At 46.0% G+C, this 15,584-nt stretch carries 18 protein-coding genes; 14 read left to right on the plus strand and 4 right to left on the minus strand.

Going from position 1 to position 15,584, the window contains the following annotated elements; translation table 11 throughout:
• The first annotated feature begins 452 nt into the window (after positions 1 to 452).
• From AC0QUU_RS06060 to AC0QUU_RS06095, 8 genes are all read left to right on the plus strand, one after another.
• On the plus strand, positions 453 to 1,304 hold the full coding sequence (locus tag AC0QUU_RS06060; RefSeq protein WP_474545220.1) for a tyrosine-type recombinase/integrase: 852 nt from the start codon (positions 453 to 455) through the stop codon (positions 1,302 to 1,304).
• Positions 1,297 to 2,448: an IS91 family transposase gene (locus tag AC0QUU_RS06065; protein WP_474543423.1), complete on the plus strand. Its 1,152-nt coding sequence runs from the start codon at positions 1,297 to 1,299 to the stop codon at positions 2,446 to 2,448. The genes AC0QUU_RS06060 and AC0QUU_RS06065 overlap by 8 nt, the downstream gene beginning before the upstream one ends.
• 357 nt (positions 2,449 to 2,805) lie before the next feature.
• Entirely contained in the window at positions 2,806 to 3,174 is a 369-nt protein-coding gene (locus tag AC0QUU_RS06070; RefSeq protein WP_474545222.1) for a GntR family transcriptional regulator, read from the plus strand.
• A gap of 87 nt (positions 3,175 to 3,261) precedes the next feature.
• A complete protein-coding gene (locus AC0QUU_RS06075) occupies positions 3,262 to 5,691 on the plus strand; it encodes an ATP-dependent Clp protease ATP-binding subunit (protein WP_474545224.1) in 2,430 nt (809 codons plus the stop codon).
• Between the two features lie 228 nt (positions 5,692 to 5,919).
• Positions 5,920 to 6,333, plus strand: a complete 414-nt coding sequence (locus AC0QUU_RS06080) for an endosialidase (protein ID WP_474545226.1) — start codon at positions 5,920 to 5,922, stop codon at positions 6,331 to 6,333.
• Positions 6,334 to 6,469: 136 nt separating this feature from the next.
• Positions 6,470 to 7,846, plus strand: a complete 1,377-nt coding sequence (radA, locus tag AC0QUU_RS06085; protein WP_474545227.1) for a DNA repair protein RadA — start codon at positions 6,470 to 6,472, stop codon at positions 7,844 to 7,846.
• 61 nt (positions 7,847 to 7,907) lie between these two features.
• On the plus strand, positions 7,908 to 8,336 hold the full coding sequence (locus AC0QUU_RS06090; RefSeq protein WP_474545229.1) for an acyl-CoA thioesterase: 429 nt from the start codon (positions 7,908 to 7,910) through the stop codon (positions 8,334 to 8,336).
• Positions 8,337 to 8,365: 29 nt separating this feature from the next.
• Complete coding sequence (locus AC0QUU_RS06095; RefSeq protein WP_474545231.1) at positions 8,366 to 8,776, plus strand: PaaI family thioesterase; 411 nt, start codon at positions 8,366 to 8,368, stop codon at positions 8,774 to 8,776.
• A gap of 46 nt (positions 8,777 to 8,822) precedes the next feature.
• On the opposite strand, the gene AC0QUU_RS06100 is transcribed toward AC0QUU_RS06095, so the two are convergent.
• Both AC0QUU_RS06100 and AC0QUU_RS06105 read right to left on the minus strand, forming a co-directional pair.
• Positions 8,823 to 9,032, minus strand: a complete 210-nt coding sequence (locus AC0QUU_RS06100) for a helix-turn-helix transcriptional regulator (protein WP_474545233.1) — start codon at positions 9,030 to 9,032, stop codon at positions 8,823 to 8,825.
• Positions 9,033 to 9,049: 17 nt separating this feature from the next.
• The gene (locus AC0QUU_RS06105; protein ID WP_474545235.1) at positions 9,050 to 9,388 is read right to left on the minus strand and encodes a DUF6442 family protein; all 339 of its coding nucleotides are present in this window, start codon (positions 9,386 to 9,388) and stop codon (positions 9,050 to 9,052) included.
• A gap of 312 nt (positions 9,389 to 9,700) precedes the next feature.
• Here AC0QUU_RS06105 and AC0QUU_RS06110 point away from each other — a divergent pair, with 312 nt between their 5' ends.
• The 6 genes from AC0QUU_RS06110 (at position 9,701) to AC0QUU_RS06135 (ending at position 13,624) form a co-directional block, all read left to right on the plus strand.
• Positions 9,701 to 10,891, plus strand: coding sequence for a DUF2812 domain-containing protein (locus AC0QUU_RS06110; protein ID WP_474545237.1), 1,191 nt, complete (start codon positions 9,701 to 9,703; stop codon positions 10,889 to 10,891).
• A gap of 132 nt (positions 10,892 to 11,023) precedes the next feature.
• Positions 11,024 to 11,338, plus strand: a complete 315-nt coding sequence (locus AC0QUU_RS06115) for a PadR family transcriptional regulator (RefSeq protein WP_474545239.1) — start codon at positions 11,024 to 11,026, stop codon at positions 11,336 to 11,338.
• Positions 11,339 to 11,450: 112 nt separating this feature from the next.
• Positions 11,451 to 11,822 carry a GntR family transcriptional regulator gene (locus tag AC0QUU_RS06120; RefSeq protein ID WP_474545240.1) on the plus strand — a complete coding sequence of 124 codons (372 nt, stop codon included), beginning with the start codon at positions 11,451 to 11,453 and terminating at the stop codon, positions 11,820 to 11,822.
• 3 nt (positions 11,823 to 11,825) lie between these two features.
• Positions 11,826 to 12,677, plus strand: coding sequence for an ABC transporter ATP-binding protein (locus tag AC0QUU_RS06125; RefSeq protein ID WP_474545242.1), 852 nt, complete (start codon positions 11,826 to 11,828; stop codon positions 12,675 to 12,677).
• On the plus strand, positions 12,674 to 13,336 hold the full coding sequence (locus AC0QUU_RS06130; protein WP_474545244.1) for an ABC-2 transporter permease: 663 nt from the start codon (positions 12,674 to 12,676) through the stop codon (positions 13,334 to 13,336). Before AC0QUU_RS06125 ends, AC0QUU_RS06130 begins: the two co-directional genes overlap by 4 nt.
• Before the next feature lie 66 nt (positions 13,337 to 13,402).
• A complete protein-coding gene (locus AC0QUU_RS06135; protein WP_474545246.1) occupies positions 13,403 to 13,624 on the plus strand; it encodes a hypothetical protein in 222 nt (73 codons plus the stop codon).
• Positions 13,625 to 13,635: 11 nt separating this feature from the next.
• Here AC0QUU_RS06135 and AC0QUU_RS06140 read toward each other — a convergent pair whose 3' ends face one another.
• The gene (locus AC0QUU_RS06140; protein WP_474545248.1) at positions 13,636 to 14,421 is read right to left on the minus strand and encodes an ABC transporter permease subunit; all 786 of its coding nucleotides are present in this window, start codon (positions 14,419 to 14,421) and stop codon (positions 13,636 to 13,638) included.
• Positions 14,422 to 14,433: 12 nt separating this feature from the next.
• Positions 14,434 to 15,354 (minus strand): ABC transporter ATP-binding protein, encoded by a 921-nt coding sequence (locus AC0QUU_RS06145; protein ID WP_474545250.1) that lies wholly within the window; start codon positions 15,352 to 15,354, stop codon positions 14,434 to 14,436.
• Positions 15,355 to 15,584: the final 230 nt, after the last annotated feature.

The raw sequence follows: 15,584 nt of genomic DNA on the forward strand, positions 1-15,584 counted from the left end.
GTCTGAGCGAATGCGAGTTTTCTGCTGTAAATTTTGCTCTTAGCCTGTCGTCAGGTTTTTTAGTTTTTCTTTATCTGCGGAACGGAAACAAAAGCACACAGCCCTCATTTCCAGATCCGATTATCCAATCTCCTGGTATCCAGGTGTTTTCGGACGCCTCTCCACTCACAGCTCTCCGACAAATCCGAATTGAACAAAATCGCTACGCGATGGCCTGTGCAAGCTGTCGCATAGCGTTTTTTGTTTTCTATACCAAAAACAGTGGAAAGTAAGTCCTGATAGTAGTATTGTTAAGTTACCACACCAAACAATCAAACAGGAGCCTCCTTCCCACTGCCTATGAAAAGAATACCATCCCTCCGCCTGGTTGGCAAGCGGTTTTATGACACAAATGCACCTCCATATAAAGCAGCGTACCTGATTTACTACTGATTTTATATGGAGGATTCATTATGTATAAAAAATATAGAGCACAGCTTGAAGAAGCCGGAAAAATCCGCAACCTCAAAGATCGTTCCATTCACTGTTATAAAAACTACGTTTCCTATTTCCTGAATTATACCAGCAAATGCCCGAAAGAACTTACCTGCCAGGACGTCAGGGATTTCCTGCTTGCCAAAAAAGACAGCGGACTCAAATCGACAACTCTGAATCTTTACAATTCTGCACTCCACTTTTTTTACCGAAATGTCCTGCACATCCTTTGGGATGATACTATTGTCCCGCGTATGATTATAGAGCGGAAACTCCCTGCTGTACTTACATCTGATGAGATTGACCGTCTGCTGGAAGCTGTTGATGACATTAAATACAGAGCAATGTTTGCAACCATGTACGCTTCCGGAATGCGGGTTTCCGAAGTGATCCATCTGCATTATAATGACATTTCCCGTACAAATATGCAGATCCATGTGAGGGATACGAAGAACCGGATGGACCGTTATACGATCCTTTCCCAACGGTGTCTGGATCTCCTCACAGAATACTGGTTTGCAAAGGGCAGGCCACGCGGCATCCTGTTCCCGAATCAGTTTACCGGCAGCTATCTGTCTGTGGGTACCCTGGAAAAGGTGATGCGCCGGGCTGTATCGGACGCCAAGATTCCTGTAAAAGCTACACCTCACAGCCTGCGTCACAGCTTTGCCACCCATCTGATGGAACAGGGAGTAGAACGTCAGTACATCCAGGCGCTGCTCGGACATCGTGACCCCAAATCCACAGAAATATACCTTCATGTCAGCAATAAATCTCTGCTGGGGATCCAGAGCCCCTTTGACCGGAAAGAAGGTGCCGGTCATGAATAAACCGACAGTACAGGATATTTTTCAGCGCTTTTATCCTGCATATCTTGAGAAATATACCCCTTCTCCCGAACAGGCAAAAGTGGCCCGGAACATCATAAACTGCAAAACAGGGGCATATGGCGCAAATGTCAGCATCTGTGAAGACTGCGGTACTGTTCATATCCATTATAATTCCTGCCGCAACCGCTGCTGTCCCATGTGTCAGGCGGTTCCGAAGGAAAAATGGATGGATGCCCGCAGGGAGGATGTCCTGGATGCTCCCTATTTCCATCTGGTTTTTACTGTCCCTGATCTTCTGAATCCGGTCATTTACAGTAACCAGAAGCTCCTTTATGACGCCTTATACTATGCAGCGTCTGCAACGCTCCGCGATCTGACGGCAGATCCGAAACATCTTGGTGCAAAGGCTGGATACATTTTCATTCTCCATACATGGGGATCTGAGATGAACTTTCATCCTCATATCCATGCCATTCTGCTTGGTGGCGGCCTGACTTCTGACAATCAGTGGAAAGACAACGGAGAAAGCTTCTTCCTTCCTGTCCAGATCATTTCCAAAGTATTTCGTGGAAAATATCTGGAAGAACTAAAAAAGCTATGGGAAGCGAGCAAGCTGGTTTTTCATGGTACTGCCGAAAAATTCCGTAACCATTATGCCTTCAGGGAACTGCTGGATGCCTGTTATGGTACAGAATGGGTTCCTTATTGTAAAAAGACATTTCATGGCGCCCAATCCGTAATCAAATATCTCGGGAAATATACCCACCGCATTGCGGTCAGCAACCATCGGATCATCCGCGTGGATGAAGAAACCGTAACTTTTTCCGTGAAGGATTACCGGAATGAAGGGAAGTGGAAAGATCTGACTCTGTCAGGAGTTGAGTTTATCCGGCGTTTTTTGATGCATGTTCCTCCAAAGGGATTTGTCCGGATCCGGCATTATGGACTGCTCTGCTCCCGCAGCAAAGGTAAAAAGCTTACTTTATGCCGAAATCTCCTCGGATGCAAGAAATATCTTTCCAGACTAAAGAATAAAGAGATGCCAGAGGTATTGGAGCTGCTTTATGGCATAAATATCTGCGTATGTAAAGTCTGCGGTGGACGCATGGGGAAACCACAGCTTAAAATTCCTCAAAGGTGTTAAGTATATCATTCTTTCATATTTTTTCAGCCTCAACGTTTGAGGTTTTGTTGTTGTGCCCATTAATCAGAAAATGGCTAATTACTGTAGATTCAGAAAAGGAATCTTTTCTAGCGCCCTGGTATAATCAGCGTCAGAAGCAAAAGATTAAAAATCCATAGAGACTGGTTGCCCGGCCGCTTACTTTGTTCAATTAGGTCAAATCGAAAATGGTGCAAACGAAGGGGCAGTTTACTGTAAAGTTTATAAACTGCTTTTTCGTTTACACCATCATCGATTCTAACCTAACGAATTGTCTTGCCAGTCGGGGATGTCTGTGCTATTATGTCTATAACACGCCAGAGAAAGGAGCTTGCTGTTATGTTAATTGAAGTTGATTTTAACAGTGACGAGGCAATATACATTCAGCTCTGCAATCAGATTATTATGGGAATTGCGACTTCTGTGATACAGGAAGGAGATTCTCTTCCGTCCGTCCGTCAGCTGGCCGACCGGATCGGTGTAAATATGCACACTGTAAATAAGGCTTACAGTGTGCTGAAAAGAGAAGGATATATCAGCCTGGACAAGAGACGGGGCGCGGTAATTGCTCTGGATATTGATAAAATGGAAGAGCTGGAAGAAATGAGACGCCAGCTTAAAATTGTTCTTGCCCGGGGATGCTGCAAGAATATTTCACGGCAGGAAGTACATGAACTTGTTGATGAAATATTTGATGATTACGAATAAAAAACGATGAAGACTGCGGGATTGAATAAGATTTTATATTAAAAAGTGTCTGGCATGAGAATATAAAACAGACAACAGGAGGAATTTATGCGTTTATCATATACCAAACAGGCGGATGAGGCAATCCGTGCCGCGGGCAGGACTGCAAGAGAGATGAAACATCCCTATATAGGGAGTGAGCATCTTCTGTTGGGACTGCGCAGGGAATACAGTGGTGTGGCAGGACAGATCCTTGCTAAAAATGGTGTTGAAGAAGAAAAGATTCTTCATCTGATGGATGAACTGATCGCTCCCTCAGGGGATGTTCTGGACAGTGTAAAGCCGAAGGAGAGTCCCCGTTTTGAGTCTATTCTGGAGGGAAGCGAGAAAGAGGCGGTCCGGCTTCACTGCTCCGAGATAGGGACAGAGCATCTTCTTCTTGCCATAATCCGGGATGTGGACTGTGTGGCTGCCAAGATTTTGATTACCCTTAATATTAATCTGCAGAAGATTTTTGAAGATATTATGACTGCCGCCGGTGTTGATCCGAAAGAATATCAGGATGAGCTGCAGGAGACAGCCAAAGGCGGCACTATGATGGAACAGTTCTGTACAGATATGACACGCAAGGCTGAAGAAGGCAGACTGGATCCGGTGATCGGACGGGAAAAGGAAATGTACCGTCTGATGCAGATCCTGAGCCGGAGAACAAAGAATAATCCCTGCCTGACCGGGGAGCCCGGTGTGGGAAAGACGGCTGTGGTGGAAGGACTCGCCCAGAGGATTGCCTCCGGAATGGTACCGGAGTCTATGAAAGATAAAAGAATTCTGACCCTGGATCTGCCCGGACTTATTGCGGGTTCCAAGTACAGAGGGGAATTCGAGGAACGCATGAAAGGTTTGATTTCTGAGGTGATTTCCGCGGGAAATGTGATTCTTTTCCTGGATGAAATTCACACCATGATCGGTGCGGGAGGAGCGGAAGGGGCCATTGACGCTTCCAGTATATTAAAACCGTCTCTTGCCCGGGGTGAAATGCAGCTGGTCGGAGCAACTACAATTTCAGAATACAGGAAATATATTGAAAAAGATGCAGCACTGGAGCGTCGTTTCCAGCCGGTGTCCGTGGAAGAGCCGACAAAAGACGAATGTCTTGATATTCTGAGGGGGCTGAAGACAAGATATGAAACACATCACCGTGTAGAAATCGGGGAAGACGCACTTCAGGCGGCGGTGCAGATGTCCAAAAGATATATTACAGACCGCAATCTGCCGGACAAAGCCATTGATGTGCTGGATGAAGCATGCTCTGCAGTCAGCCTGAAGGGATATAAGGTTCCGGAGAACTTTACCGCACTGGAAGAGTCTCTTAAGGAACTTGTACAGCAAAAGGAAGAAAACATACGCAGAGGAGACTTTGACCAGGCCTCTCTGATTCAGAAGGAACAGGAACAGGCAGAGACAAAGCTGGAATCTATGAAAAAAAGATTCCGCAGAAAAACCCAGTCGTCTCATCCTGTCGTGACAGAAGCAGATATTGCGGATGTTGTTTCTGTCTGGACAAAAATTCCGGTACAGAAGCTGGCAGAGAGCGACACGGACAGACTGAAAAAACTGGAAACAGTACTTCATAAGCGGGTGATCGGGCAGGAGGAAGCGGTAAGCGCTGTGGCGAGAGCTGTAAAAAGAGGGCGCGTGGGACTGAAAGATCCGAAGCGGCCGATTGGCTCATTCCTTTTCCTTGGTCCTACCGGAGTGGGAAAGACGGAACTGTCAAAAGCGCTTGCAGAAGCACTTTTCGGCAGTGAAGAGTCCATGATCCGTGTAGATATGTCCGAGTATATGGAGAAGCATTCTGTCTCCAAAATGATCGGTTCACCTCCGGGTTATGTAGGACATGAAGAAGGCGGGCAGCTGAGCGATCAGGTAAGGACCCATCCTTATTCTGTAGTACTGTTCGATGAGATTGAAAAAGCCCATCCGGATGTATTTAATATCCTTCTTCAGGTGCTGGATGACGGCCATATTACCGATTCGCAGGGCCGCAAGGTTGATTTTTCCAATACAGTGATTATTATGACGTCCAACGCAGGGGCGAAGGCAATTGTAGATCCGAAAAAGCTTGGATTTGGGGTAAAAGATAATCCTTCCGATGATTATAAGCGGATGAAACAGAACGTAATGGACGAGGTGAAATTAATCTTCCGTCCGGAATTTCTGAACCGGATTGATGAGATTATCGTATTCCACGCCCTTGAGAAAGAGCATATGAAGAAGATTGCCGTCCTGATGAGCAGAGAATTTTCAAAACGTCTGGAGGAACAGATGAATATTCACCTTACGCTGCGTGAGTCGGCAAAAAATCTGCTTGTGGAAAAAGGAACCGACGCAAAATACGGCGCGAGGCCGCTGCGCAGAGCTATGCAGACGGAACTGGAAGATAAGCTTGCCGACGCAATATTAAACGGAGAAATAAAGTCCGGAGATACCGTGGAGGCCGGAGTATCGCAGAAAAAGATCTGTTTTGTCGTGAAATAAACAGACGCGGAACAGGGCCGGCGCGGCGGTTCAACTATAATTTGTCAGTCAAAAACCAGTGGCAAATCAGAAGTTTTTATTATATAATAGCGATAGCAGATATTCCGGCGGCAAAAATCTTTTTTCAGAAAACTGCGGCGCAGTGAAATGAACTGGATTCTGATTATCCGCTTTCAGCGGAGGCCTCCGGAGCCGTCTTGAATGAAATACTTAGGAGGAAAATGAAAAATGGCAGCTGTGAAAGAATTATTGCGTGCAGAGGGTGACGGAACACTTAGTTTTGGAGACTACACGCTTGCATCCAAGACAAAAAAGGATAATTGCGAATTTGCAGGAGACATTTATAAAGTAAAGACTTTTTCAGAGATAACAAAGCTAGAAAAAAATGGTATGTTTGTATATGAGTCTGTTCCGGGAAGTGCGGTGGAAAATTTTAAAGAGACCGATACAGAAGTGACTTTTTCCGTATCTGCAGGCGGAGACGTGCAGTTTACGCTGGAACTGGAGCCGGAGAGCGAGTATGAAGTATTTATCGGAGGCACTTCGGCAGGCAGAATGACTACAAATCTCAGCGGCAAGCTCAGCGTCAGTGTAGAGCTGAGCGCAGATCAGAGCGTGGACGTCAGAGTTTCCAAGTGCTGATAACAGTCCGGGCAGACGCAGAGATGTTATGCCTGGTATTAATGAAGAAAAAAGCTGCAGGGTGGATGGTGTCCACCCTGTTTTAATGTCGGAAAAGCCGGAATGTAATACGAAATGAAAGAAAGGATAAGATGCTATGGCAAAAAGCAGGAAAAGTGTGTTTTTCTGTCAGAACTGCGGCCATGAAGAGTCCAAATGGCTGGGGCAGTGTCCGGCCTGCGGAGAGTGGAATAGTTTTGTGGAGGAAAGGATTGACACTGGAATTACAAAAGGAACCACCGTTTCCGCCAGAGCGGTGAGAGAATCTGTGAGAGAAGCGGCTGTCGTGCCTCTGACAGATGTAAGCGCGGACGATGAAGCCAGATGCAGGACAGGGATCGGAGAGCTGGACCGGGTGCTGGGCGGCGGAATTGTTCCCGGTTCGCTTGTGCTTGTCGGAGGAGATCCGGGGATTGGAAAATCCACGCTGCTGCTTCAGGTATGCCAGCAGATGGCAGAGATGAAGAAAATTTTATATATATCGGGCGAAGAGTCGCAGTCGCAGATCAAACTCAGAGCAAACCGGATGGGAAAATTTTCTCCCAATCTTCTGCTTCTGTGTGAGACAAATCTGGAAACCATACAGGGTGTGATTGAGAAGGAAAAGCCGGAGCTTGTGATCATCGACTCCATTCAGACAATGTACAGCGAAGAGGTCTCTTCGGCGCCGGGAAGTGTTTCTCAGGTGCGGGAGTCTACAAATGTCTTTATGCAGCTCGCGAAAGGCCTGTGTATTTCAATTTTCATTGTAGGCCATGTGACGAAAGAAGGAACGGTGGCAGGTCCCCGTGTCCTCGAACATATGGTGGATACAGTTCTCTATTTTGAAGGGGACCGACATGCATCGTACCGGATCCTCCGGGCGGTGAAAAACCGTTTCGGATCTACAAACGAGATCGGAGTATTTGAAATGCGGCAGGACGGCCTTACAGAGGTTGAAAATCCGTCCGAATATATGCTCAGCGGCAAGCCGGAAAATGCGTCCGGATCAGTTGTGGCCTGTTCCATGGAAGGAACCAGACCCATTCTGATTGAAATTCAGGCGCTTGTGTGCCGCAGCAATTTTGGAATGCCGAGAAGAACAGCAGCAGGAACGGATTATAACAGAGTAAACCTGCTGATGGCTGTTCTGGAGAAACGTCTGGGAATGGCCCTGTCAAATTGCGATGCTTACATTAATATCGCCGGAGGAATCCGGATGAACGAACCGGCTATTGATCTTGGTATTGTTCTGGCGATTGCCTCCAGTTTCCGCAACCGTCCCATAGACGAAAAGACAATAGTTTTCGGCGAGGTCGGTCTGAGCGGTGAAGTCCGGGCGGTCAGCATGCCCGAACAGCGGGTGGCAGAAGCGAAAAAACTTGGATTTGAAACGTGCATCCTGCCGGAAGTATCCCTGAAAATGGTAAAAGGTATTCAGGGAATCAAACTCATCGGAGTAAAAAATATCGGGGATGCAGTCGGAATATTCTGAAAATATGAGTGAAAGGGGACGGACCCCTTTGCAAAAGGGTCCGTCCCCTTTGGGAGGAAAAATGAGACAATTTATAAGAAAAGCCAAATATTATGAGACAGATCAGATGGGAATTATCCATCATTCAAATTATATCCGCTGGATGGAGGAGGCCCGCATTGATATGCTGGACCAGCTGGGGTATCCGTACCGCAGATTTGAAGAAATGGGATATATGAGTCCGGTACTCCGTGCGGAATGTGAGTACAAGAAGAGTGTGAAGTTCGATGACGAGGTAAAAATTGTTGTCAGCCTTCAGGAGTTTGGCAGGGTAAAATTCACTCTTCGCTATGACATATACAATATGAGTGAAGGCGGAGAGCTGAGCGCGTATGGAACAACAACACACTGCTTTCTGAATAAAGACGGAAGACCTGTTTTGATTGACAGAGAAATGCCGGAGTTTACAGAAACAATGAAAACGCTGGGAATGGAAAAAGAAAACCAGTAAGCGAAAGAGATAAGACAGGAAACAAAATTATGGATTATGAAAAACTGCGGGAATTGAGAAATAAACAGAACAGGTTCGGAGATCTGGCCGGAGTCAGGATTGTGGAGATCCGGGAGGGCTATGCCCGCACAGAGCTTGAAGTGAAGCCGGAGTTTCTTAATCCCATCGGTTCGGTTCACGGCGGATGTCTTTTTACTATGGCGGACATTACAGGCGGCTCTGCCGCAGTATCTCATGGCGAGCAGGTTACGACTGCGGATGCGGATATCCGCTATCTGCGGCCGGGAATCAATGTAAAAAAACTGACGGCAGAATCCAGGGAGATCAAGAAAGGGAAAAATCTTCTTGTATATCAGGTAGAAGTCCGCGATGAAAATGAGACACTTCTTGCAGCGGCCACATTGTCGTATATGTCTCTGCATCAGAAGATAGAACTGTAAAAATTGTCCTGCAGGACAGCAGAGACTGTCCCGGCAGGAAGTGGATTCAGTCAAAATAGAAAAGATCTTCAAATTTTTTGTCCAGTGCAATACACAGTACCAGGGCCAGTTTAGCTGTCGGGTTAAACTGGCCCGTTTCTATAGAACTGATTGTGTTTCTTGATACACCTACCATCTCGGCCAGCTGAGCCTGAGACAGACCCTTCTCAGACCTCGCCTCCTTCAGATGATTTTTCAGTATAAGTTCTTCTTTCATAATTCGGAAAGACCCCTTTACAATTGATAGCGGATAAAATAGGCAATAATTCCGGCAAGGAAAAACAGCGCCAGCAGAAGCTGCCACCACTTGCGGGTGAAGTAGAATTTTGCCCCGAATTCACAGACCAGGCTCAGACCAACTAAAAGAGTGATAAAATCCTCAAACAGCATAGTCATTGATCCGATCTGCACTTCTCCGCGGACCAGTTCGCTGCCCATTATCATTAAAATAACCAGAACAAACATAACGCTTCCATACCCGAACATTTCGGCATTCTGTTTGTTCTGAACCTGCAGTTCATCGCCCTTTCGGTTGTCATTTTTGCTTTTCAGCAGAATATCTTCTTTTTCCATGAAAAATCCCCCTTTCAGCCGGAAAAATATATATTATACAATGCCAAGTTTTCTTTGCATTAAATATACTATATGCCAAGTATACTTGTCAATAGAGAACGGTATTTTTACGGAATATATTTAACTTTCATTTAACTTGAATATATCGAGTGTCGATAATATACTGAAATCAGAAATATCGATACTCGATAGTCAAATACCCAGATGCAGGCATCGGGGTATTTGACCCTCGCGGCAGTCGCCGGATGGACATACGGGCATGTCCGCCTGGCTCGTTGCTCGCGGGAATAAAGTTCCGGAAGGAGGATTAATATGCGTAATAAGGAAGGCAGGAAAGTTACTTACAGATTTGTGAACTTTCGTTATATGGAACGCGGCGCATTTGCAGAATATCTTCACAGAATGGCACTGAAAGGATGGCATTTCCGCGGCTGGAAATGGGGAATGGTTTTCGAGCAGGGAGAGCCGGAAGATGTCGTATACGACGTTGAAATATTTTCAGAGGCAAGAGAGAAAGATCTCTGTCCGGAGGAAGAAACCGAAGAATATGCAGAATACTGCCGGGCAGCCGGATGGGAATTTGTTGACGCCAACAGAAAATTCTGTGTTTTCCGGAAAGTATCAGAGTATGCAGTTCCCATTGTAACGGAGACGGAGCGGGTGGAAGAGATATGGAAGGCAGAAGGGAAGAGAATGCTGATTCCGGCAATTATATTTGGAATATTTGCTGTGGATTATCCGGTTACTGCAGTAAAAACAGGGATTGAAAACTGGCTTTTTTCTGATCTGCATCTGTTTATTCTGTTTCTGTTTCCTGCTTATTTTCTGGAATATGTTCTGCAATATATTTTCACGCTGAAGTGGTATCTGACCGGGAAAAAGAGGATTTCTTCAGGAAAACCGGTGAGATACGGCCTGCGGATCGGATACAGGATCTGGAATGGATTTGTGAATATAGCGCTGGCTGTTTTAATTGTCTGGGTTTATTATCTTGGTCTGCACAAAATAGCGGTTATCGCATTGATTGCAGTTCTGTTTTTCATCGGACTGCAGGCTGCCGAGAACTATTTCCGGCCAAAAAGAAAAAACGGAAGAAAGATCAGGAGAATCGGCTGGGGCAGTTACATTGTGCTCAGTCTGTTCCTTATCATCCTTTTTCCGGAGAATACTTCTTATAACGAACCGAATCAGAGCATACTGGGCAGCGTGGAGGAAGGCAGTTTTGTACTGGCGGAAGAAACAGGGGACAAAGATGTGCAGTTTTCCTACTATCTGTACCAGACAGATCACCCATGGGTTGCGGATGTGGTATGGTCTTCACAGAAAAGAGAAGATGCGGATATGGGCTGGTCGTCGGAAGGGAATCTTCGCATTTACCGGGCGGTTGGACAGAGAACCATCCGCTGTAAAGATGCGGTTCTGGTGCTGCAGTACAAATCCGATGAGCTGACCGATGAGCAGCTTCATGCAGCTTTAAGCAGACTGGGGCTGCAGGAAGCCTGAGTATCTGTAAGACAGCAGAACAGGGATAAGATGCAAAAGCACATACGGAATGGAAGCAGACAGAGCGGAAAAACTATGGCAGGAAAAAGAAAGCCTCTTTTATAAAATCAAAATACGGAAAGGAAAGGACAGATGGCAAGAGAACAGTTTCAGACATTGACAGAGCCTATGTATTATATCCTTCTGGCGCTGACGGAGGAATGTTGCGGCGTGGATATTATGGAAAAGGTCAGAGATATTTCCGGGGGACGGGTAACTGTCGGCCCGGGAACCCTGTATGCTATGCTGTCAAAATTCGAGGCCACCGGAATTATACGCAGAACTGCCGAGGAGGGCCGGAAAAAGTCTTATATTATTACAAGCCACGGAAAGAAAATGTTAAGCGAGGAGTATGACCGGCTGAAGCGGATGATACAGGACGGGGATGCGGTGAGATCCGGATTGTGACAATATATTTTACAGAAAACAGTCAATTAACGGCTGGTTTTTATATAACAGTATATAACAGTTGACAACAGTTATATACTGTTATATACTGTTTAACAAGAGGAGGACACTTATGAAGATTATAATCAACAGTTCATCAATGGTACCGATTTATGAACAGATCATGGATCAGATCAAGGCCCGGATTACAGCCGGAGATCTGAAAGAAAATGACATACTCCCCTCTGTCCGGACTCTTGCAAAAGAACTGAAAATCAGCGCACTGACTGTAAAAAAAGCATATGACAATCTGGAACAGGATGGTTTTACCGTTACGGTTCACGGGAAAGGTACATATGTTGCCGCTGCAAATACGGAACGGATGCTGGAAGAACAGCGCCGGGAAGTGGAAGAAGGACTTGAAAAAGCAGTGGGAAAAGGCAGAAGATGCGGGATGAGTGACGAAGAGATCAGGGAGTTATTTGAATTGATCATGGAGGACTAGATAATGTTGGAAATAAAAGGACTTGTAAAGGCGTACGGGGATTTCAGGCTGAACTGTTCCATGAAGGTGGAGCGGGGATATATCACCGGTCTGGTAGGTCAGAACGGCGCTGGAAAAAGCACTGCCTTTAAGGCTGTTCTGGGATTGATTTCCAGTGATGGCGGCGAGGTCTCCATTATGGGGAAATCTCCTTCTGAGCTGACAGCCCGGGACCGGCAGAAAATGGGGGTCGCCCTGACTAATTCCGGGTTCAGCGGTTATCTGCGGGTGAAAGATATTATCCCGGTGCTCAGAGCAATGTACCCGGATTTTGATGAGGGGAAATTCAGAAATATCTGCAGAAAGTTCAGTGTTCCGGAGAATAAGATGATCAAAGATTTCTCCACCGGAATGAAGGCAAAATTAAAGGTAATCGCGGCTGTAACCCACAATGCAGAGTTTCTTCTTCTGGATGAGCCCACATCAGGGCTTGACGTAGTAACACGGCGAGATGTGCTGGATCTTCTCCGGGAATATATGGAAGAGAATGAAGAGAGGAGTATCCTGATCAGCTCCCACATTTCCACAGATCTGGAGGGGCTGTGTGACGATATCTATATGATACACGAAGGACAGATTGTGCTTCATGAGGATACCGACGTTCTGCTGAATAATTACGCCCTGATCAAGGCGGATCAGGAACAGTTTGCGCGGCTGGACAAAGAATATATTCTGAAGGTAAGACGGGAGAACTACGGCTATGCCTGCCTGACTGATCAGAAACAGTATTACCGGGAAAATTATCCGGATATAGTTGTGGAACGGGGAAATCTGGATGAAGTAATTGCAATGATGATCGGAGGCGAGGATTTATGAAAGGACTGCTGATTAAAGATTTTCAGTTAATGAAAAACCAGGGGAAGATACTGATTGCCATATTTGTAGTGAACGCTGCATTTGGAATTTTTGCAGATGGGAATTCTTCTTTTCTGACAGCATATTTTACAATTTTCCTGGCGCTTTTTACTACCAGTACGATCAGTTATGACGAGTATGACAGCGGATATCTTTTCCTTTTTACTCTTCCGATAAGCAGAAAAGGCTATGTGACGGGAAAATATGTGTTTGGGATTCTCAGTGTCCTGCTTGCCTGGTGCTTCGGCATGGCAGTGGGCACAGCTGATTTTCTGCGGACAACTCCTAACGAAAGCCTGACAGATTGGTTTATAAGCGGAACACTCTATATAGCAGTTGGGGTCATCTTTCTCAGTTTTACCATTCCGGTGCGGCTGAAGTTCGAGTCAGAGAAGGCCAGGTATGCCAATCTGATCGCGATTATAGCAATGCTGGTGATCTATACCCTCATTATGGGCGGTATAGAATATCTGCCGGAATCCTGGACGGAAAATGCGGCTGCGTTTTTCAACGGACTGGGCGATATGGGAATCTGGATATGTGTTATGACAGCAGCCCTGGTTATTCTGATTATTTCTTATTTGTGCAGCAGGCGCATTATGGAGAAGAAAGAATTCTGAGGTGGGATGTTATGAAACGGATGCGTACGTAAAATGGACCTGATCTTTGAGAAGGAGGCGCTGTAAATGAAAAATTCGGGCAGATGTCCAAAGTGCAGCTCGGACAGGATTGCGAGGATCCCGGATAACGGCAGATATGCCAATGGAAATAACATATATCTGAGATCATCAGTGGTGCTTGCCGACAGAGTTCCGCTGATAAAATATATATGCTGTGAGTGCGGATATGCAGAGGAATGGGTGGAAGACCGGGGAGATCTTGCAAAGATAGAAGACAGATTCAGATAAATATATTCCATTCAGTAAATGTCTTTTCTGCAGTATTTGAAAAATGCTGCGGCAATTCCCGCGGCTGTTACTGCGCAACCGATAGCGGCCGGCGCCGGACTGATCTCTGCGTTCGTGAGGATGTCGGCCGCTTCGGCATAACCGAAGGGAGTAATGTATTTGAGCCATTCTGCGTCTTCTGTAATATTGGCAATGATATTCAGAAAATAGAGGACTGCGGCCAGCCCCAGTCCGATACCAATCCCGCTTTTCCTGAGGAACGCGGAGATACAGAAACAGACAGCGGCTATTTCTGTCTGAAGCAGAAGATAGGCCAGGTGCAGCAGAAGAAACTCGTTCATCTGAAATCTTTCGCCTATGGCAGCAGTGACAATAAGCGCGGTCAGGATGCAGACGGCATTCAGGATGAGAATCTGCAGCAGGATGCGAAGCAGTTTTTCAAATACAATGCGGCTGCGGTTGACAGGGTGTGTGAAAAGGTACTCCGCAGTATGATTTTTTTCTTCGTCAGCGAGCGCGGTTATACCGATATACGCAGCAAAGAAAGCACCTCCGATACCGAGAATATTGCCGCATTCCAGCCCGTAGAATCCCATAAGTTCTCCGAAGTTCAGACGGTCCATTCCAAAGGCCTGTGTAAATCCGCCCATCGAAGAAAAGGCTGCGTTCAGTTCGTTTACCTGATCTTTCATATCTGGAAATATGATCAGGCAGATCATAAGGAGCAGCGCAATCGCCGCTGCCCAGACTGCCAGCGAGGTCCGGTTTCTTTTCATTTCAAACTTAAGAAGTGTCATAATTTCCCCTTTCTATTCGTAAAAATGCATGAAGATTTCATTCAGATCCGGTTCTGTGATTGTAATGTCTGTAAAAGCAATCTGAGTCAGAAACTCTACCAGTTCTTTCATATCACCCTGATAAAGGAAAGAAACAGAGCTCCCTTCAATTTTGAGATCCCGTATTTCCGGTCCTCTGTGGACGCCTTTATGCCCGCCTGTCTGTTCAGCCTGCTCTCTGAGCTGTTTAAGAAAAAGCGTGGAATCCGGAAGCGTCAGCGTGACGCGTCTGGCATTGGTTCTGGCAAGATCCGCGATATCTCCGCAGGCGACAAGTCTTCCTTCGCGGATGACTGCGGCCCGGCTGCAGTATCTTTGCACTTCCGACAAAATGTGGGAAGACAGAAAAATGGTGGCGCCTCCGGCACGGCGCTCTTTCAGAATTTCAAAAAATTCTTTCTGAATCAGAGGGTCGAGCCCGCTTGTAGGTTCATCAAATATATAGAGCTTTGGACTGTGCTGGAGCGCGCTCACAATGGATACTTTTTTCCGGTTGCCCAGCGAGAGCTCATCTGTCTTCTGCCCGGGATCAAGCTGAAGCCGCTCACAGAGTCTGCGGCTTTCCTCCCGGCAGTTTTTTCGTCTTAGCTTTGCGGAAAGATTAAGTATTTCTGATACAGTTGTACCGGAATAAAACATAGCTTCCGATGGAATATATCCTGTATTTTCAAGGATTTCCCGCTTGTTCTTCTGTACGTCCATGTTCATAATGGAGGCTTTGCCGGAAGTGGGGTGTATCAGTCCGAGAAGCAACCGGATTGTTGTACTTTTCCCTGCGCCGTTTGGTCCGATAAAGCCATAGAATTCGCCCTCTCTGACCGATAGATTCAGATCAATGATCCCCCTGTTTCTGCCGTATGATTTTGTGAGGTGTTCTGTAGTGATAATATCCATATCTGCAGCCTTTCCGTATTATTATTTTATAACTATTATGTGCAAATATCCGGAAACCGGCGTTGACGATCTGGTCCTGTCTGGCTTTCGGAAGTGTAAAAAATTTCTCATTCATATTTCTTATTATATCTCGTTGACCGTTTTTGAGAAGACTGTTTTTTTGATGCGGAGGATTTTATATGGCCGCAGAAAAAATGAAGAAGTGGTGTTCCTTCAAACACAGTTCTTGT

It is taken from the genome of Mediterraneibacter sp. HA8405, assembly GCF_056148955.1.